Below are 18903 nucleotides of genomic sequence, written 5' to 3' on the forward strand. Positions count from 1 at the left end.
AACTCTTCCGGATAAGGCTTGGGCACAGCGACATCCTTCCCACCCGCCCCACAGGGCAAGCCAGTTCAGATGTCACCCGATCGTGCAGCAGACCCCGGTCTCCCGCACCGGGGGCAACCAGTGCACAGGCCGGGGCGTGGGCAGGTTACGTCCGGTCTGCTGACTGGCGCTGACGCGAACACCCCGATCAGGCACGCGAAGTCTGTCGCCGGCCGCCTGGTCGACTGGTCCACCAATGAGGCAGGCGTCAGCGCTCTCCACAAACGCCACACCATCCGCCCCGCGAGCCGCGGCCCGCACTACAGACGCACCAGCAGCAGACCATCAGCTGTTTGGCCTTTGCGAGGCCGGCCTTGGCGTGCTCGCAGATGGGCAGTGAGCTCGGCATCTGTTCTCCTCGGGGAACCCGCTCGACGTACGGAGAGAGGTTGCGCTGTTCGGCGGACGCACCCGGGACGCACCCGACGCGACTGCGAACTAATTTAGGATCGCAATAGCAAATTATGACGCGAGGGTCAAAGAGGGTCACATCGCGTAAATTGACCCGTCAACCAGCAGAGTTGCTGCGCCAGATGCTGCTCATGCCCCGGTTGACATCGTCGCGGGTGCGACGCCTACTGGAATCAGGGGCGTTCTGCGGATGGAGATCGACACGGCGCTGGAAAGCCCGGGCGCCACGGATGAGCCCGCGCCGGAGTACGCACATGACGGTACAGACCGTCCAACCTGGCGCTACAACAGGCCGTGGCTCCGAGAGACGGGCACCCCGCGCCAACGCATGGCCCTGGGCGGGAGCGGCGGGCCGTCCCCTCCCCCGGCGGGATCACGCGCTACCACCTCAGCCGGTACGGCTGGAACGACTGCACATCCGGAGACAACAAGGCCACACGTGCCAAGGACGCGGGACGGTGGACACCTCGTGGCCGGCCTCACCCCGCACAAGGAGGCGAAACCCATGTCGATCATGTCGGACCCCACAACGCTGGACGGGGTGGTACGGCCGGCCAGGAGGAACGACCTCGAAGGGCTGATGCCGACCCACAGGGCGGAGCAGAGCGGCGCCGCGGAGGCCGTGCTCGTGGAGCCGGAGGCCGAGGCCATGGTCCAGCTCAGGGATCGTGTGGCGCGACTCGAAGCACAGGCCGTGTCGCGGCCGGCCGATCAGGCCGTAGCGACCATGGTCAGTGGGCGCTTCCGCAGCACGGGAGGCGGAACACAGCTCGAACTGCGAGTGGACGTGGACGGCCCGCGGCCGCTGATGCGGATCAGCGGAGACTTCTTCCAGACCAGTGGGGCGACTACCCATTACGTCGGTTCCTTCGTCGTCGAGACGCTCACCGCCGCCGTCACCGAGGGTCTGGTGAAGCTCACCGGACGGGGCACGTTCAGTTTCCCCGTCCTGTCCCCGTACGTGGAGGTGAGTATCGTCCGCGGTACGGATGTGGCACCCACCCCGGGCGAGGCCACCGTGCAGTTCTCCACCGACGGCGGGAGTCCCAGCGCAAGTTACCTGTGCGCGTTCGTCTCACCGCACTTCCGCAGCGTCCAGCTCGAACAGGATTCCGTGACAGGGACCGTCCCGTTCGTCTCGTACGACACCGGGTCTCTGCCGCAGCCGCCGTCGAGCCCGGCACGTGTCCTGAGCGTGCCCGCCGCGTACGCGGAGGCGGGGATCGAGGTGCAGATCGCCGGGGCTCCCGACATCGTCCCCGCCGGTGCCGCGGGCCCCGACGCACGGTGGAACGACGCGGAGTTGCACAACGCCATGGTCAACCATTTCAGCCTCTGGCGGGATGCCCCGCTGTGGCAGGTATGGCAGCTGGTGGCCTCCTCGTACGTCCAGGACGGTATCCGGGGCATCATGTTCGACGCCGGCGGGGCCTTCCAGAGACAGGGCTGTGCGGTGTTCCACGACGCGATCAAGGGCGAGGACCCGGCCAGCCAGCGTGCGCAGTTGCGCACGTACGTCCACGAACTCGGTCACGCCTTCAACCTGCTGCACTCGTGGCAGAAGGACCTGGCCGACCCGCCTCAACCGCTCGGGCCCAACGGCGGTCTCGGGGACCTGTCCTGGATGAACTACGTGCAGAACTTCCAGCCGCCGCCGCCCGCACCGGGTGGCCAGGCCGCCTACTGGGCCGCGTTCCCCTTCCAGTTCACCGACAGTGAACTCGTGCATCTGCGGCACGGCTTCTACCGGGACGTGATCATGGGCGGCAACCCGTTCGGCGTCGGTGCGGCCGAGGTCGACGTGGACCTCTTCGACGACCCCGTCGTCGACAACTCCGGCCTCACCCTGGAACTGCGGTCTAACGGAACGTTCCGCTTCGGCGAGCCGGTCGTGGTCGAGATCAAGCTGGCCACCACCGACCTGCGCGGCCGCAGCACACATGGCCGGCTGCACCCCAACGACGGACTCGTCACCGTCGCCATCCGCACCCCCTCGGGCGAGACCAGGACCTACCGGCCGCCACTGATCCGCTGTGCGGACCACGAGCACCGGACGGTCCTGGACGCCGACCGGCCGGCGATCTACGAGAGCGCCTACGTCGGTTACGGGAAGGACGGCTTCTACTTCCAGCAGCCCGGCCAGTACCAACTGCGGGCCCAATACCACGCGTCGGACGGTTCCCGGGTGCTCTCAAGCATCCACCGGCTCACGGTCCGCACGCCCCTGACCGAGGCCGACGAGGATGTCGCCGAGTTGATGATGTCCGGCGATGAGCAGGGCATGCTCCTGTACCTGCTCGGCTCCCGCGCCGAAAGTCTTGAGTCCGGGACCCAGGCCCTCGACCAGGTGCTGGACCAGTACCCCGAGCACCCGCTCGCCGTCTACCCGCGCATGGTCAAGGGCTTCGGCGTCTCAAGGGACTTCAAGGACCTCACTCCCGGCAAGGAGCTCCGCATCCGTCACGCCAACACCGAGGAGGGCATCGGGCAGCTCAGCAGCGTGGTGGAATCCTCGGCCGGTGACGAGGGAGTCGACAACATCACTCTCGGCCAGGTGATGCGGCGGCTGGCACAGGTGGAGGCCAAAGCGGGCAATCCGCAACGGGCGACAGAGGTGATGGACGAGATGGTGGAGATCTTCGGCCGCAAGAACCTCAAGCCCCACGTCATGCGGGACATCCGGTCGGAGGCCGAACGGACCAAGGTAGAGATCACCCGTCGGTAGCCATGTCCCGCCCCTCACCCTCCCCCTCCCCCAACGCGGGCGGCGGCCAGGCGGCCGTCGCCCTCCACATGGTCCTGCATGCGGCGAAGGGCCCGCACCCCGTCAGCGAACCGGTTCCCGTCGAAGTGGAACTGCGCAACGTCAGCGACGCGGCTGTGTGGGTCGTCGGTGTACTCGACGGTTCCGAGGCGGGGCTGCGGTTCCCCCACTTTCGCACAGCGGTCCTGCACGGCGGAGGTACCGTGTACCGGCCACTCGTTGAGGACCCCCTCGTAGGTCCGCTGCTACGGTCGCACTTCCGCCTGCTCAGCCCAGGCGAGAGCTTCGACCCCAGCGCTGGTGGAGGCGACGGCTACCTCCCTTTGACCGTCTTCACCCAGTTCCGACCGTTGGAAAGGGGCCAATACCAGTATCGGCTGACCTTTTCCAGCGAGAGCGCCCGTCCTGAGCAGTGGTTCGGACGCTTCGGGCAACGCGCCGACGAGCACCCCGCCCTGATCGACCTGATCAGCCGTGTCCCTCGCGGCGTTCTCACTGCCACAACCGATGTGACGGTGAGCTGACTGCTGAACGCGATGGCCGGAGCGATCGCTCAGAGCCAGGCCCGCCGCTTGAAGATGCGTCGTCGGCGGCCTTGGCCATCCCATACGCGGCGCCGAAGCTGTGCTGCTCGCTCTCGGGCACGGTGAAGGAGGCGGTCACGACCAGGCTGCCCGGGGCCTTCATGAGCAGGGGCGCGCAGCGGACGGTGGCGACGTAGTGGGCGCGCACCCCGTGAGTGAACATGGCGTCGCACAGCTCCAGTGGCTGCTGCCCCATTAGGGTGTTCCATTCGCCCCAGGCCCCTGGGTTCAACCGCTCGTAGCCTGCTCAGACGTTGTTGACCAGCAGGTCGAGGCGTCCCTGCTCGGCGGCGATGCGTTCGACGGTGGCCGCCACCGCGGCGTCGTCGGTGTGGTCACAGACCGCTGGGACCCCCTGCCCGCCCTGAACCTGGCACGCCAATGCGGCTATGCGCCGGCGTAGGAGTTCGGCGGGGGGTTGGCCGCAGGAATATGGAACGGCCCCACCTGGGGAGCTTGGGTTCTATAGGGGCTGCGCGCTCGTTGCCCCTGTACGCGCGCGTGGACGCCTGTACGGTCTTCCACATCGGAAGATTCTCGCCCTGCACCGCCCTGAAGAGGGTCGGCTGGGAGACCAACGCGCCCATCTCGTCAGCAGTCTGCGCCATCTGACTCAGGGAGCCGCAAGCCCTTTGGTCGACCCGCCATAGGCACCTCATGTGTTCACATGTGCCGGTCAGTCCGGGGCGCTTCGTGTCTACCAGGCATTCCAGAGCCCGCCGTGACGGTGGCGGACCGGAGGGATATCTGCGTCGTCAAGGTCGTGTCCGGCGTGATGCAGTCCACGGATCCGCTGGGCTTCGAGTCGACCCTGGAGCCGGGCCGGGCTTTCAGCCATGGCGATCTCGGCAGAGAACGAGCCCTTTCTGCAATAGAGCACCATCCACTGCCAGGAGGTGATCCGGTGCAGCCTCTTCGTAGGGGCAGGGCGACGGCCTTCGCGGGCGGCCTGGGCTAGTTCAGCGTGGGTGTAGCGCAGGTCGTACAGGGACATGGACTCCGAAGCGACGCCTTGGGCGCGGAGTTGCCTGGGAGTGGTGCGGACGGTTCGGGACATCGAGAGCCTCCGTAGGGCCCTCTGGGCTTTCCAGAGGTACCTACGGGGGGTTCGTAGTGGTCAGCACGACTCAGCCCCCTCGTCGGTCGGACGATCTACCAGCAGGACAGTAGTCGCGCTGAGGCGTGGAGGCCGGGATTTTTTTCTCCCAACCCCCTTGCCAGGTCATGCCGATCCAAGATCTTTCACGAAACTGCGGCCAGAGCCAGATTCAAGTAGCCCCATCAGCATGTTGGTGCGGCCGTCCTGACGGTGGACGCTGATGGCGAGGTTGCGCAGGCCGGCCGTGATGCGTGGGAGGTGGCCGACGTGGATCTTGGAGTTGTCCTCGCGGAAAGTCGGGTGGGGTGACGGGGAGCCGGGCGAGGCTGCTGGTGCCGCGGGTAATGCGGCGGGGTCATCAGAAGGCGCCGCGAAGAGGTACGGATGCGGGCCGTGCGTGCAGATGCCCGGCCAGGTCGCCTCCCGCCATGCGGTGACCTCGTCTTCGTACGCCGAAGTCAGCAAACGCCGGCATCGTATGAGGTCACCGGATGACGGCTATGCGGTGTCGTAGCGGTGGAAGATCAATGAGCAGCGTTCATGCGACTCAGCCCGGGCGCGCTCTGCCCTCGGTGCCGTTGCCGGCGGCTGTCAGGACCGGACGGCCCACACGCTGCACAGTTGCTCCGAGCTCGGCGACCCATGTGTTCACAGCGCTGGCGGATCGTCCGGAGCGCTGCCGCGATCCGGGAGCTGTCCAGGTCGACGGCTGACGACGGCAGCTGGCAGGGCCGGCAAGTCGGACTGGCACATTGGGTCGTCGTGACCGATGCCCGGGGCGGTGACCGGGGCCTAGGTTCGGGCTGTCCTCGTCGGTCGCCCGCGGCCCGACGCTCACCCAGCGAAGTGAAAGGCGGTTCATGCGCCGGCTCACCTACTACATCGGCTGCAGTCTCGACGGCTTCATCGCCGGACCGGGCGGGGAGACCGACTCCTCCGGTTTCGACGGCGACCTGAAGGACGCGATCCTCACCGAGTACCCCGAGACGATCCCCGGCCATGCCCGTGAGGCGCTGGGTCTCGTCGATGTGCCCAACAAGGCCTTCGACACGATCCTGATGGGCCGCGCCACCTACGATCCCGCCCTGCGGATCGGCGTCACCAGCCCCTATCCGCACCTGCGGCAGTACGTCTTCTCCTCCACCCTGACCCGGACCGACCCCGAGGTGGAGGTGGTGTCGGGGGACCCGGTGGAGCTCGTCCGCGGCCTCAAGCGGCAGCCGGGCACGGGCATCTGGCTGTGCGGCGGGGCGAGCCTGGCCGGGCAGCTGCTGGGCGAGATCGACGAACTGGTGGTGAAGCGCTACCCGGTGGTGTTCGGCAGCGGCATCCCACTGTTCCGCGCCCCCTTCGCCCCCGGCGAATGGCTGCTTCGCGACTCCCGGGTCTTCCTCACCGGCACCACCTTGACCAGTTACGTCCGACGCTAGGAGCACCGATGCTGTTTCGACCCACGACCGGGGCCGAGGTCGACCGCGTCGCCGCGGTGACGGTCACCGAACCCGTCGGCTGGATCGACGCCGACCGCTACCGGGATGAGCTCGGGCAGGGGATGTACCGGCCGGAGTGGACCTGGATCGCCGAGGACGGCGACGGCCGGCTGCTGGCCCGCGCCCTGTGGTGGGGCCGGGCGGACAGCGCCCACCCGATCGCCTTGGACTGCCTGCACGTCGACCCCGGGGCGGGCGACCCGGCCCGGGTGGCGACCGGGCTGCTCACCGCCGGGCTGCAGGCGTTCGCCGCCGCGGGCGCGCCGAAGCCGCCGCTGTACAACCTGACGCTGCCGGTCGGTTGGCGCGACGACGCGGTGGCGGCGGACGCGGTGGCCTGGCGCCGGAGCGCCGCGCGGGCCGCCGGCCTCAGCCATGAGGTGGAGCGGCTGCGGCTGGAGTGGACCAGCGGCGATCCGCTGCCGGGGGGCGAGGGCCGGCTCAGCTTCGCGCCGGCCTCCGACGAGGAGTTCCTCGGGATGTTCCGGCGGATCGCGGTCGGCAGCCTGGACGACGAGACCCGCCGGAACGTCGCCACGATGGGTGTCGAGGCGGCCGCCCGAGAGGAGTTGGCGTTCTACCTCGGCTGCCCAGGCGAGCGGGAGTGGTGGCGGCTGGCGTACGGCCCCGACGGGCGGCTCGCCGGACTGGTGATTCCCTCCGCGACGCCGTACGCCCGGAACGTCGGATTCCTCGGTGTGCTGCCCGAGTTCCGTGGCCGCGGCTATGTGGACGACCTGCTCGCCGAGGTCACCCGGAGCCATGCGGAGGCCGGCGCCGAGCTGATCACCGCCACCACCGACACCGGGAACGCGCCGATGGCGGCGGCCTTCGCCCGAGCCGGCTACCGGACCACGCAGATCCGGATGATCTGGTCGGCGCCGGTGGCCGAGCAGGAGCGAGCACGGTAGGCGCGGCGGTCGCCGCCCTCGAGTCCGTCCCCAGTCCGTCCCCGGTCCATCCCGCCCGGTCCGCGTACAGTGACGATCAACGTGGCCCGGCGGTGGCCGAGTTGGCGGATCCTGGGGGGCACGGATGCAGGGGCGCGACGAGGAGCTGCGGCGGATCGAGCTGATGCTCGCCGACGCCCTGCGCGGCGAGAGCAGCGCCCTGCTGCTGCACGGCGAGGCCGGCATCGGCAAGACCGCGCTCCTCGACCACGCCGCCGCTCGCGCACAGGGCCTGCGGGTACTGCGCATCGAGGGCATCGAGTCCGAGATGGAGCTGGGCTTCAGCGGACTGCACCAGCTCTTGCTGCCGATCCTCCAGGTGCTCGACCGGCTGCCCGCCCCGCAGGCCCAGGCGCTGCGCTCCGTCTTCGGCCTCGTCGACGCGCCGGTGCAGGACCGGCTGACCGTCGCCCTCGCCGCGCTGTCCGTCCTGGCCGAGGCCGCCGCCGACACGCCCCTGCTGTGTCTCGTCGACGACGTGCAGTGGCTGGACCAGCCGTCTGTGGATGTGCTGGCGTTCGCCGCCCGCAGACTGCGCGCCGAGGGCGTTGCGATGCTCTTCGCCGCACGCGGCGACTGGCCCGGCAGCACCGGGCGGGCGCTGCCCAGGCTGCACGTCACCGGCATCGACCGGACTGCGGCCGCGGCGCTGCTGCCCGGGCTCGCGCCGCACGTCGCCGAGCAGATCATCGACCAGGCGCAAGGCAATCCGCTGGCGCTGCGGGAGCTGTCAGCAGCGCTCACCCCGGCGCAGCGGTCCGGCCAACTGGGGCCGCTGGTGCTGCCAGAGGTGCCGTCGGCGCTGCCGAGCCGGCTGCAGGAGTCGCTCGCCGAGCGGATCCGCCGGCTGCCCGAGGCCACCCGCCGGATCCTCGCGGTGGCCGCCGCGGACGACACCGGGGACTTGACCGCAGTGCTGGCGGCGGCGGCCCGGTCCGGGGGATCGGCCGACGATCTGGCGCCCGCCGAGCGCGCCGGGCTGCTGGTCGTCTCCGGCACAGGGCTGCGTTTCCGGCATCCGCTGGTTCGGTTCGCCGCCTACCGCAGCGCGCCGTTCGCGGAGCGGATCGCGGCGCACCTGGCGTTGGCGCAGACGCTGGACGGCGCCGGGCACGCGCACCGCCGGGCCTGGCACCTGGCCGCGGCGGCGACCGGGCCGGACGAGCGGGTGGCCACGGAGCTGGAGCGGGTCGCCGAGTGGGCGGGAAGCCGGCAGGCGATGGCGTCGGCCTCCGCTGCCTACGAGCGGGCCGCTCAGCTGACCGCGGACCCGGCGCTGCGGGCAAGGCGTCTGATCGGCGCGGCGCAGCGGGCCGGCGAGGCCGGACAGGACGAGCGCTGCGGCGCCCTCGCCGACCAGGTGCCGCAGCCGCTGCAGGACCCTGGAATGGCGGCGGACTTCGCCCGGGTGCGGGCCGTGGTCGAGCTCGGCTTCGGCAGCCCGGCGCGGGCCGCCCGGATCCTCGCCGAGGGCGCGGACGCGACCGCCGCGCAGCGCCCCGACAAGCTCCCCGTCCTGCTGACGGACGCGCTGCACGCGGCGTTCGCCGCGGGGGACGCGGCGCTGATCGCCCAGATCGCGGCCCGCGCGCCCGGTCTGCCGGTCCTCGCGGTGCCGGCGCACGTCTTCGCCGACGCGACGGCCACCCGGCACGAGAACGCGAATGCGGACGCGGACGAAGTCCCCGCCGACCCCGACGTCCGTGGCGCGCGGCGGCCGCTCGCCGAGTTGGTGGCCGCCTGCGACCGGGATGAAGTCAGCCTGATGGACCGGCTGATGACCGGGCACTACTGCCACCTGCTCGCCGACCACGCGACCGCACACCGAGCCGTCTCCGCCGCCGTGGCGCACTGCCGCGACCACGGAGTCGGCGGCTGGCTGCCCACCACACTCCACCTGCTCGCCCAGGTGGAGCTCGCGCTCGGCCGCCGCGACGACGCCCAGGCGCACGCCGCCGAGGCGCTGCGGCTCGCCGACTACTACGACCTCGACCACCGGGTCGCCCACCTGCGCGCCCTGCTCGCCGTGCTGGCCGCCGCCCGCGGCGAGGAGGACCGCACCCGTGAACTCGCCGACCTGGCCCTGGAGTACACCAGCCCGCGGTGCGTCGGCCGGGGCACCTCCGACGCGCTGTGGGCGCTGGGCCTGCTCGACCTCGGCTCCGGGCAGAGCCAGCGGGCGCTGGACCGACTGGAGACAGCGCGGGATGAGGCCGGCCACCCGCTGATGGCCCGCCACCTGCTGCCCGACCTGGTCGAGGCAGCCGTACGGGCGGGCCGCCCGGAGCGGGCGAAGGCACCCGCGCAGGCCCTCGCGGCCTGCGCGAACGCCCTCCAACAGCCCGCGGTCCACGCACAGCTCCTCCGCTGCCGGGCCCTTGCCGGACCGGATTCCCGGGCCGAGGAGCACTACCTCGCCGCCCTCGACCTGCACCCGGCCGACGACAGCTTCGAGCGAGCCCGCACCGAGCTGCTCTTCGGCGAATGGCTGCGCCGGCAACGCCGCAAGCTCGACGCACGCGAGCGACTGCGCGCAGCGTTGGAGCGCTTCGAGCGAGTGGGCGCTCGGCCGTGGGCGCGGCGAGCCCGGACCGAGCTACGGGCGGCGGGCGGGCACCACGACCCGGCACTCGCCGCGGACTCGCCGATCGCGCGGCTGAGTCCGCAGGAGCGGGAGGTGGTGCGGCTCGCCGCGACCGGCGCGACCAACAGGGAGATCGCCACCCAGCTGCTACTGAGCCCGCGCACGGTGGGACACCACCTCTACCGGGCCTTTCCCAAGCTCGGCATCAGCTCCCGCACCCAACTCGCCGACATGCTCGGTGGGTAGCCGGTGCGGGCGAAGCACCGGTCCCGACGCAGATCCAGACCCCGAGACGCCGAAGTCAGTAAATCGCCGTGCAAACAAGATCGTGTTGCGAGCTCTACGCAAAGACCGCCCACGACCGTGATCGGCCGGACAGGTCCTACTAGATCTTGCTCTCGGATCCGGTGGATGATCTCGTCGTCCGTCATGTCGACATTCGTAGCGGCCTGCCACCGGACGTCTTCGTATCCGACTGCTGCGCGGATGGCGTCGAGGCCGATGTGGAACACGACGAAGCGGCTCATGTGGGCAGCTCCCTGAGGTGCCCTTCGGCGACGAACGCCACCTCGCCGCCCACCGTGACGGAGTGGATGTCCTGCCCTTCGCCGTGTGCGCTGATCGCCATCTGGCTGGCGCGGCCGGTGAGGCGCCCCTGGTGCAGGGTGACGGTCTGTCCGTCGCCGATCCGGTTGTGCCGGCGCAGGTAGGCGGCGGCGCAGCCGGCGCCGGAGCCGGTGGCCACATCCTCCAGGAGGCCGTCGTTGCTCCAGTGGCGTCCTTCCAATGCGGTGGCGTCGAGCAGGTAGGCGAACTGGGCGCCGAGCGCAGCGAGCGGGGCTTTGAGGTCATGGGCGATCCGGGCGCGTTCCAGGGCGTCACCACGCACGGGGAGTATGAGGTATCGGAGTCCCGTGGAGAGCACTTCCGGGGGCAGGTCCGGGTCCAGGTCGCAGGCGTCCAGGGAGAACCAGGAGGCCAGCGCGGGGATGTCGGGGCGGCCGAGGAAGGCGGCGGGGCCCTGGTCGAGAACTGCGGTGTAGCGGCCCGCTGCGCGACGTCGGGTGGTGACGTCGACCGTTCGGGCTTTCAGGTTCAGGCGCCAGGTCTCGGTGTCATCGGCGCCGTGCAGAGCGTGCAGGACGCATGCTGCCCCGATGAGGGGATGGCCGGCGAAGTCGAGTTCCCCGGCGAGGTCGAAGACGCGCGCACCCCAGGTCCGCTCATGGGTGGGGTGGCGGGCGAGGAAGACCGATTCGAAATGGCGCATCTCCCGGGTGATGCGCGTCATCTGCTGCCCGCTGAGCCCCACGGAGTCGAGGAACACCGCCAGGCTGTTGCCGCTGTAGGGCTGTGAACTGAAGACATCGACGTGCAAGTAGTGCATGTTTCGGACACTCCGGTCTGTCACAGGCTCGAGGACTTTGTGACCTCTGCGGGGTGGGCCCCTCGGCAGTCGGCGTCCCTGGGGTGTTCGTCGGGTGCGGGCGGGAGAGCTGCGCTGAGCGAGTACAGGATGGGCAGGTAGGTGTCGCTGAAGGGGAACCGGTACAGGCCGTCCGGGCCTTGCGGCAGGATGTGACGCCCATCGGTCTCGGTTTCCGTGTGCTCGCCGAGGCGCTCGACGACCAGCCCCGCCGAAGCGGCCGCCGTCACGATCTCGCCGACCGAATACGGGTATTGGGTAGACCTCTTCGGCTGGAGGGGAGCGTCGGCGTGGGCGTACGTGCCTGTCATCGCGTCGTGCTGCGGTGCGCCGCCACCGTAGGGCCAGTCGGCCACGAAGGGGTCGAACGTGAGTACCGTCTGGAAGACGGGGTGAAGGTCCACGAGAACCAGTCGGCCACCCGGCCGCAGCGCTGTCGCCGCGCCGCCCATCCAGGCGCCGAGGTCCCCGATCCAGGACAGGACCCCGTAGGTGGCGACGACCAGGTCGAATCTGCCGGCCAGAGCGTCGGGGAGGCGCTGGGTGTCCGCTTCCACGAACTCGGCGGCCAGACCGGCCTGTTCCGCAAGGGTGCGTGCCCGTGCGATCGCCTTGGAGGAGAAGTCCACGCCGGTGACGCGTGCGCCCAGGCGCGCCCAGTTCAGGGTGTCCATCCCGAAGTGGCACTGCAGGTGGAGGAGGTCCTTGCCGGCCACGTCGCCCGCGAGTTCCCGCTCGATCCCGCGCAGTGTCTGCCCGCCGGCGAGGAATGTCTGCACGTCGTACGACCGGTCTTCAGGGGCGGTTCCGTGGAATTCGGCGAGGTCGTCCCACAGGGCCCGGTTGGCCGCGAGGCCGTCGCCGGCCGCCCCGCCGTCCTCGCGGGCGCATACGCCGTCAGATGTGTTCTCAGCAGCCATTGCCGGCCTCTCCTTCGCTTTCTGTCTCTGTTTCGAAGACGCTTTCCGACGGGTAGTCGGCGGCGCGGCCGCTAGAGGAGCGGCCGGCCCTCTTCCACAGGCTCTGCTGCCTGGATGCCGAAGGGGTGCGGGCGCTGGCGCGGCGGCGGCAAGGTGGCGGCCGCGGACGTCGGCTGTGCGCTGTTCACCGCCGCCTCGACGCGCCTTCCGGCCATACGGCACCCCAGGCAGTTTGGGTGCCCCTGCCGGGCGCCGAGGTCCTTCACCCGCCAGTGCCACTGGTCGGCCGGGCGGGGGCCGCTGGGCTTGCCCCAGCCCGCCAGGTGGAGGAGCCAGGTGATGACCGCGGCCAGGGCGATCACTGCGGCGCCGGAGATCACCAAGGCCGCGGACACGGCGATGACGCCGAGACCTGCGACGCAGAAGCCGACCAGTGCGACGGCTGTTCCGGTCCAGCCGGCGACCGTATGACCCAGGTCGACGTTTTCGTGTGCGCTCATTTTCTCAATTCCGGTTCTGTGGATATCGATGGGGCAGGCCGGCGCTTACGACGAGGCGCTGTCTCCCCTGGCCGTGGCGCGACCGCTCGGGCCACCGTGGCCCGCCCCCGCCCGGTCGCGTTGCGGAGCTCGCGCTTGCTCGGAGGCCTGCGCAGAGAGGTGGTCCTGTGCCCACACGGTCAGGGCGGCCAGGGGGATGAGAAGCGCCTTGCCGTGGGAGGCGAGCGTGTAGAGGGTGGGTGTGGGGGTGCCCGGGTGGTCGGTTCGGACCACCAGGCCGAGTGCGGTCATCTCCCGAAGGCGTCGGGTGAGCAGGCCGTCACTGAGGCCGGGGACGCGCTCGTGAAGGAGGTGGAGGTCGGCCGGGCCCTTGGCCAGGGCCGTGATGACGAGCCCGGTGCCGCGTGTGCCGAGGAGCGCGAAGGCCCGGGTGAGGGCTTCGAGAGGCTCCGGCAACCGCTCAGGGCCGGGCTGGTGCACCGCCTGCGTGCGCGGTGGGGCCATGTTGGTTCCCTTCCCGGTACGGCGCGCGGGACGGATCGTGGTCCCTCGCGCCGCCCGTCGTGGTGGATGTGTCCGGCAGCCGGCCGCTGCTACGCCGTCGCCTTCGCCGTGTCGCGGGCTGTGCCGCCGGTCTGCGTCTCCACCGCGGTCGTGCCCGGTTTGCCGTTTCGGCGCAGCAGGAGGGTGACGACGACGGCGGCCAGGAGGGTGGTCGCGGCGCCGCTGACGAGTGCGAGGTGCATTCCGGAGGCGAAGGCGTCGCGGGCCCGCTCGATCAGTGCTGGGTTGCCTGTGGTGTGGCCTATGTGGTTGGCGGCGGCGAGGGAGGAGCGGGCCGCGTGCGCGATGGGGGTGGGGAGCCCACTGGTGTCGAGTTCGTCGCGGTACTGGGCGCTCATGAGGCTGCCGAGGACGGCTATGCCCAGAGCGCCCCCGAGTTCGCGTGAGAGGTCGTTCACGGCCGAGCCCACGTTCTGCAGACGGGGAGGCAGTGCATCGGTGATGGCTGCGGTGGCCGGCGTGGTGGCCAGGCCCATGCCCGCCCCGAGCGGCACCAGCCCGCCCACGACCAGCCAGTACGAACTGCCGGTGTCGAGCTGGGCCAGCACGACCAGGCCGGTGGTGACCAGGAGAAGACCGACGGTCCAAGGACCGCGGGCGCCTCTCCGGGCGACCAGGCGCGGGGCGAGCCGGGCGCTGGGGATCATCGCCGCGGACATCGGCAGCACGCTCACCGCGGCCATCAAGGCGCTGTCACCGCGCACCAGTTGGAGGTATTGCATGGTGACGAAGATGAACCCGAAGAATGCGAAGAACTGCAGGGTGGTCGAGATCGACCCGGCCGCGAACGCCTTGTGGCGGAACAGCCTCGGGTCGAGCAGGGGATGCGGGTGCCTCAGTTCCCAGGCGACGAAGGCGGCCAGGACGACGAGCCCGATGGCCATACCGACCAGGGTCCGCGTGCTGCCCCAGCCGTGCTCGGGCGCCTCGATCACCGAGTAGACCAGCATGCCCAGCCCCGCGACGGTGAGAACCGCTCCGACCACGTCCACCCGGTGCTTGCCCGGCTGCGCGGACTCCGGGACGAAGAAGTGGGTGCCGATGAACGCCACGGCGGCCATCACCGCGTTCAGCCAGAACACCGATCGCCACGACCACATCTCCAGCAGCAACCCGGAGGCGAACAGCCCCAGCGCCGCGCTCGCGCCCGCGACCGCCGCCCAGATGCTGATGGCACGCGCCAGCTGATCGCGGGGGAATGTGCTGGTGATCGTGGACAAGGTGGCGGGCATGACGAACGCGGCGGCCACGCCGAGCAGGGCACGCAAGGTGATCAGGACGCCCGGTTCATCCGTGAAGGTCGCGGCGAACGAGATCGCGGCGAATAGTCCCATGCCGCCGAGCAGGGCCTTGCGACGGCCGAAGCGGTCGCCGAGGGTCGCGGCGAACAGCAGCAATGAGGCGAAGATCAGACTGTAGGAGTCGATGATCCACGACAGCTGGGTCTGGTTGGCGTGCGTCTCCCGGGCGACGTCGGGCAGCGCCACGCTCAGCGATGCCATCGCCGATACGACGGTCGCCAGGGCCAGGCAGGTCACGGCCAGGACGGCGCCGGGGCGCAAGGCGCGCACCGGTCCTGCGGTCTGGTCCGACACGGGTGAGCCGGGCATGGGGGAACCTCCTTTGGGACGAAAGAAACAGGTGGACGAGCGGCGCTGTGGATCTGCGCTTCGCAGGGTCAGCTGGTCACCGACGGCGTCACGACGTCGCCGAGGCTGCGGCGCGGGCTGAGGCCCGGTGTGCGCTTGGGGTGACCGATGCGGAAGGACAGCAGGCCGGTCGAGGCGGGGCGGCCCAGCAGGGTGGCCCAGCGGGCGGAGAAGACATCGGGGGTGCCGGCCGCGGTGTCGCGGTCGATGCGTTCGGTGATCTGGTTCATGTGGTGCAGGCCGAGGCCGAGCGTGGTCGCGGTGAGGTGCATCCGGGCCAGCAGCCGGCCGCCGTTGACCTGGGCTGTGCGGTCGGTGACGTCGTCCACGGTGATGACGCCGTAGGCGGCGGCGGTCGCGGTGTGCACCTCGCGGGTGGCCTTGACCCAGTAGGCGTCGCCGTCCTTGCGGGACTGTGCCGGCAGGACCTTTGCGGCGAAGAGGGTCAGTTCGCCGAGTCCCTGGCCGTCGAGGGTGAGGCCGTCGCGGTGCTTATCGATGCTGTCGCGCGAGCTGCGGAACCAGGTGAACGCCTCGGTCGACTGGGCGGTGTCCGCGGTGATCGCCTCGGTGGCCTCGACGTAGAGCCGTCCCAGCCGCTCCCGTGCCTGCGCCTCGGTGATCCACAGTACGCTCGCCCCGTCGATGCGGGAGCTCTGCTCGGTGAAGCCGCCGAGGTCGACGGGCGCGGAGGTGTAGGGGCCGCGGTTGGTGTGCCGGTGCGGGATCGCGGCGGCGAGGGCGCGGTCCCGCCCGCTGCCGCCGGCGCTCAGCACGATCCGCGCAACACGTTCCGAGGCGACGCCGTCCGGGAAAAGGGTGACGCCTGCGGTGAATCCGGCCGGTCCGGCGGCGATCACCATGTTCTCCACGGCGCAGCCGAGCCCGGCGAAGTGTTCGCGGCCACTGGCGTCGTTGAGCGGCATTCTCCGGCTGGGATCCGAGTGCACGTCGATGGTGTCCCCGTCGACGTGGATGCGCCAGGGCTGGGTGTTGTGCGGGTTGCACGCCAGGACGCCGGCGGCGACCACCCGCTCGATGCCGGACATCGAACTCCAGTCGTGCCAGAGGTCGTACGGGTCGCCGGATCCGGCGCTGAAGGCGCCGTTGGTGACGGCCCGCAGTCCGCCGACGCCCACACCGAGGGTGGCTACCGAGCCGATGCCGAGGCCCGCCAGTTTCAGCGCGTCCCTGCGGGTGAAGGCGATCTCCGGGCGTTCGTCTGTGACGGTGTCAGTGGCCATTGCCTCTCTCCTGTCGCGCGGCCTCGGGTTGTGGCAGGAGACTCGCGCCGGACAGGGTGCCTGCGCACCACCCCGCCGCGAGATGTACCCGGGGTGGTGGGGCTGGCAGAATCGGCGTCGGGTTGCGGTACCGGGCCGCAGGTCGGGAGCGTCGTGACGTCGGACAGTCCTACGCGGCCTCTGCTGGCCGTGAAGCAGGTGATCCCGCCGGCCCGGGCCGGCGCGGTCCCGCGTGAACGCCTGCAGCGGCAGTTGCGTCTGACCGAAACGCGTCTGACGGTGGTGGTGGCGCCCGCAGGATGGGGCAAGACGAGTGTGCTCAGCGGCTGGGCGGCGGACCCCGAGGAGAAGCGCCGCATCGCCTGGGTCTCGCTCGACGAGAACGACGACGAACCAGTCCGGTTCTGGAGTTATGTACTCACCGCGCTGCACAACGCCGGAGACGCGATCAGCAGGGCGCCGCTGCAGGCACTGGACGCGGCCAGCGTCTCCCCCATCGACCTCGCGCTGCCGATGCTGCTGAACGAACTGGCAGCGACCGCGGTGGCGCACGTACTGGTCCTGGACGACTACCACCTGATCGCCGATCATCGGATCCACGAGGCGGTCGAGTACCTGGTGGCATACCTGCCCGCCTCGTTGCGGATCGTGATCGCCTCGCGCACGGACCCGCCGCTGCCGATCGCACGGCTGCGGGCCCGCGGTGACCTGACCGAGCTGCGGGCGGCACAGCTGCGTTTCTCGCCCACCGAGGCGGCGGCCCTGGTGTCGGCGGTGTCGGGGCACGACCTCGACGATGCGGTCGCGGCAGCCGTATGGGAACGGACGGAAGGATGGGCGGCCGGCCTGCAGCTGGCCGCACTCGCCCTGCGCACGGACCCGGCGAAGGCCCACGCCGATGACCGGCATCTGCTGGACTACTTCGCCGCGGAGGTCCTGCCGGGCCTCGCGCCGAGCCATCGCGACCTGCTGGTGCGGGCCGCGCCGCTCGAACGGCTCTCCGGTCCGTTGTGCGATGCCGCACTGCAAGTGACCGGATCGGCCGGGGTGCTGGCCGACCTGGTCAGGGCCGATCTGTTCGTGGCAGCGCTGGATGGCGAGCAGCAGTGGTATCGGTGTCATCATCTGCTCCGGGAGGTTCTGGGACGTGAGTCCACGACGGACTCACGTGAGGTCCTGGGCCACGCCGCCATCTGGTTCGCCGACCATGACCGCATCGACGACGCGGTGCACCACCTGCTGCGGGCCGACCGCGACGACGAGGCCGCCGAGCTGATGCTGCGCAACGCGGAGAGCTGGTTCTTCCGCCGCGGGGCCGCGGCGACGTACCTGCAGTTCGGCGAGCGGCTGCCCGGACGAGCGGCGGGCCCGGAGCTGGCCTACTCGCTGGCCTTCGCGGCGGCGCTCTGCGGCGAGCAGGACCGTGTGAACCGCTGGCTGGACGTGTGCGAGGTGCGCAGTACCCCGGACACGGTCATGGCCGGCTGGCACAGCTTTCGCGGTGCCGTGCTCACCGTGCGCGCGGGCTTCGGCATGTCGGATGCCGAAGCCGCGCGATCCGTGGCCCTGGCGCGGCAGGCTCTCGAACTGGAAACCGCCGACGGTGTCACCGCGCATCCCCACGTCCCTGCGACGCTCGGTGGCGTGCTGGCTCGAGACGGCCGTTTCGACGAGGCCGCGCCCCTGCTTCTCGACGTGTGGCAGCACCGCCACCGCGACTCCTGGCCCCTGTGGACCGTGATGGCTGTAGCGGGCATGCTGGCGGTCAGCCTTGTCGAGGCCGACCACCGCGAAGAGTGCGGCCGGGTGCTGCGCGAGGCGGGTCCCACCGCCGACGCCGTCGAGCGCGACGGGAGGGAGGCCAGCACCCCAGGGCTCGCCGCGCTGCGGATCGCCGCCGGCCGCCTCCGCTACCTGAACTCCGACGTGGAGGGGGCCGCGGTCCTGCTGCGCCGTGCCGTCGCCCTCGCCGAACTCCACCCACGGCCGACGACACTCTTTCTCGGCCTGCTGTACCTCGCGGACGCCGAACTCGCCTGCGGTGACCGGCTCGCCGCCCGGGCCGCGCTGGCCCGGGCCCGTGAGGTAGTGGAGGAGGATGCGGTGAGCGGCTACGCGAAGCGGCGGCTCGAGGAGAGCGAGGCGCGGCTGGGCCGGGCCGGCGCCCGTACCGCCGTACGCTCCGGTGCCCTCGCGGAGGAACTGACCGACCGTGAGTTGTCGATCCTGCGGGCACTGCAGGGGCCGGCGACCCAACGAGAGATCGGGGCGGCGATGTTCCTGTCGATCAACACGGTCAAGGCGTACAACAAGAGCCTGTACCGCAAGCTCGGCGTCGCCTCCCGGCACGACGCGGTCGCAGTGGGACGCGAACTCGGCTTGATCTGACCCCACCCCGGGTGCTTCTCCCGGCGGGTGGTGTGCGGCCACCCAGGCGAAGGGTTCCCTGGACGCATGGCCCCTCCCCGTTACGAGCTGACGACGCGCGGACCGATCTCCCGCACCGTGCTGGACGTGGTCCGGACCAGGTTCGATCACGTGTCGACACCGGGCGCGGACGGCACCGTCCTGGTGGTCGACAACATCGACCAGGCGTCGGTACGCGCCCTGCTGACCCTGCTGTGGGACACCGGCCACCACGTGCTGGCCTTCGAGGAGAAGACGGCCTGAGCGGGCCCC

General features: G+C 70.6%; 15 protein-coding genes. 7 read left to right on the forward strand and 8 right to left on the reverse strand.

From position 1 onward, the window contains the following. Positions 1-955 precede the first annotated feature (955 nt). Together ABT254_RS42370 and ABT254_RS42375 are read left to right on the forward strand one after the other, a co-directional pair. A complete protein-coding gene (locus ABT254_RS42370; RefSeq protein ID WP_351482926.1) occupies positions 956-3175 on the forward strand; it encodes a hypothetical protein in 2220 nt (739 codons plus the stop codon). 68 nt (positions 3176-3243) lie between these two features. Then, complete coding sequence (locus ABT254_RS42375; RefSeq protein WP_351482928.1) at positions 3244-3738, forward strand: hypothetical protein; 495 nt, start codon at positions 3244-3246, stop codon at positions 3736-3738. Positions 3739-4045: 307 nt separating this feature from the next. On the opposite strand, the gene ABT254_RS42380 is transcribed toward ABT254_RS42375, so the two are convergent. Continuing rightward, a complete protein-coding gene (locus ABT254_RS42380; RefSeq protein ID WP_351482930.1) occupies positions 4046-4180 on the reverse strand; it encodes a hypothetical protein in 135 nt (44 codons plus the stop codon). Positions 4181-5020: 840 nt separating this feature from the next. After that, positions 5021-5362, reverse strand: coding sequence for a hypothetical protein (locus ABT254_RS42385; RefSeq protein ID WP_351482932.1), 342 nt, complete (start codon positions 5360-5362; stop codon positions 5021-5023). A 395-nt stretch (positions 5363-5757) separates the two neighbouring features. On the opposite strand from ABT254_RS42385, the gene ABT254_RS42390 reads away from it, so the two are divergent. From ABT254_RS42390 to ABT254_RS42400, 3 genes are all read left to right on the forward strand, one after another. Further along, complete coding sequence (locus ABT254_RS42390) at positions 5758-6327, forward strand: dihydrofolate reductase family protein (RefSeq protein WP_351482934.1); 570 nt, start codon at positions 5758-5760, stop codon at positions 6325-6327. A gap of 8 nt (positions 6328-6335) precedes the next feature. Next, complete coding sequence (locus tag ABT254_RS42395; protein ID WP_351482936.1) at positions 6336-7298, forward strand: GNAT family N-acetyltransferase; 963 nt, start codon at positions 6336-6338, stop codon at positions 7296-7298. 124 nt (positions 7299-7422) lie between these two features. Beyond that, positions 7423-10167 carry an ATP-binding protein gene (locus tag ABT254_RS42400; protein WP_351482938.1) on the forward strand — a complete coding sequence of 915 codons (2745 nt, stop codon included), beginning with the start codon at positions 7423-7425 and terminating at the stop codon, positions 10165-10167. Between the two features lie 277 nt (positions 10168-10444). Here the strand turns inward: ABT254_RS42400 and ABT254_RS42405 are convergent, their stop codons facing one another. The 6 genes from ABT254_RS42405 to ABT254_RS42430 all read right to left on the reverse strand — a co-directional run bounded on the left by ABT254_RS42405 (position 10445) and on the right by ABT254_RS42430 (position 16224). Beyond that, positions 10445-11308, reverse strand: a complete 864-nt coding sequence (locus tag ABT254_RS42405; RefSeq protein ID WP_351482940.1) for a PhzF family phenazine biosynthesis protein — start codon at positions 11306-11308, stop codon at positions 10445-10447. Between the two features lie 20 nt (positions 11309-11328). Then, positions 11329-12267 (reverse strand): class I SAM-dependent methyltransferase, encoded by a 939-nt coding sequence (locus tag ABT254_RS42410; RefSeq protein WP_351482942.1) that lies wholly within the window; start codon positions 12265-12267, stop codon positions 11329-11331. 71 nt (positions 12268-12338) lie between these two features. Beyond that, on the reverse strand, positions 12339-12767 hold the full coding sequence (locus ABT254_RS42415; RefSeq protein ID WP_351482944.1) for an HGxxPAAW family protein: 429 nt from the start codon (positions 12765-12767) through the stop codon (positions 12339-12341). 45 nt (positions 12768-12812) lie between these two features. Then, positions 12813-13271 (reverse strand): winged helix-turn-helix transcriptional regulator, encoded by a 459-nt coding sequence (locus tag ABT254_RS42420; RefSeq protein WP_351482946.1) that lies wholly within the window; start codon positions 13269-13271, stop codon positions 12813-12815. An 89-nt stretch (positions 13272-13360) separates the two neighbouring features. Then, the gene (locus ABT254_RS42425; RefSeq protein WP_351482948.1) at positions 13361-14941 is read right to left on the reverse strand and encodes an MFS transporter; all 1581 of its coding nucleotides are present in this window, start codon (positions 14939-14941) and stop codon (positions 13361-13363) included. Between the two features lie 68 nt (positions 14942-15009). Then, complete coding sequence (locus tag ABT254_RS42430; RefSeq protein ID WP_351482950.1) at positions 15010-16224, reverse strand: Acg family FMN-binding oxidoreductase; 1215 nt, start codon at positions 16222-16224, stop codon at positions 15010-15012. A 189-nt stretch (positions 16225-16413) separates the two neighbouring features. Here ABT254_RS42430 and ABT254_RS42435 point away from each other — a divergent pair, with 189 nt between their 5' ends. Both ABT254_RS42435 and ABT254_RS42440 read left to right on the forward strand, forming a co-directional pair. After that, positions 16414-18612, forward strand: coding sequence for a helix-turn-helix transcriptional regulator (locus ABT254_RS42435; protein ID WP_351482951.1), 2199 nt, complete (start codon positions 16414-16416; stop codon positions 18610-18612). 66 nt (positions 18613-18678) lie between these two features. Continuing rightward, positions 18679-18894 (forward strand): hypothetical protein, encoded by a 216-nt coding sequence (locus ABT254_RS42440; RefSeq protein WP_351482953.1) that lies wholly within the window; start codon positions 18679-18681, stop codon positions 18892-18894. The last annotated feature ends 9 nt before the right edge of the window (positions 18895-18903 follow it).

The organism is Streptomyces sp. NPDC001137 (genome assembly GCF_040298885.1).
GTDB lineage: Bacteria > Actinomycetota > Actinomycetes > Streptomycetales > Streptomycetaceae > Streptomyces.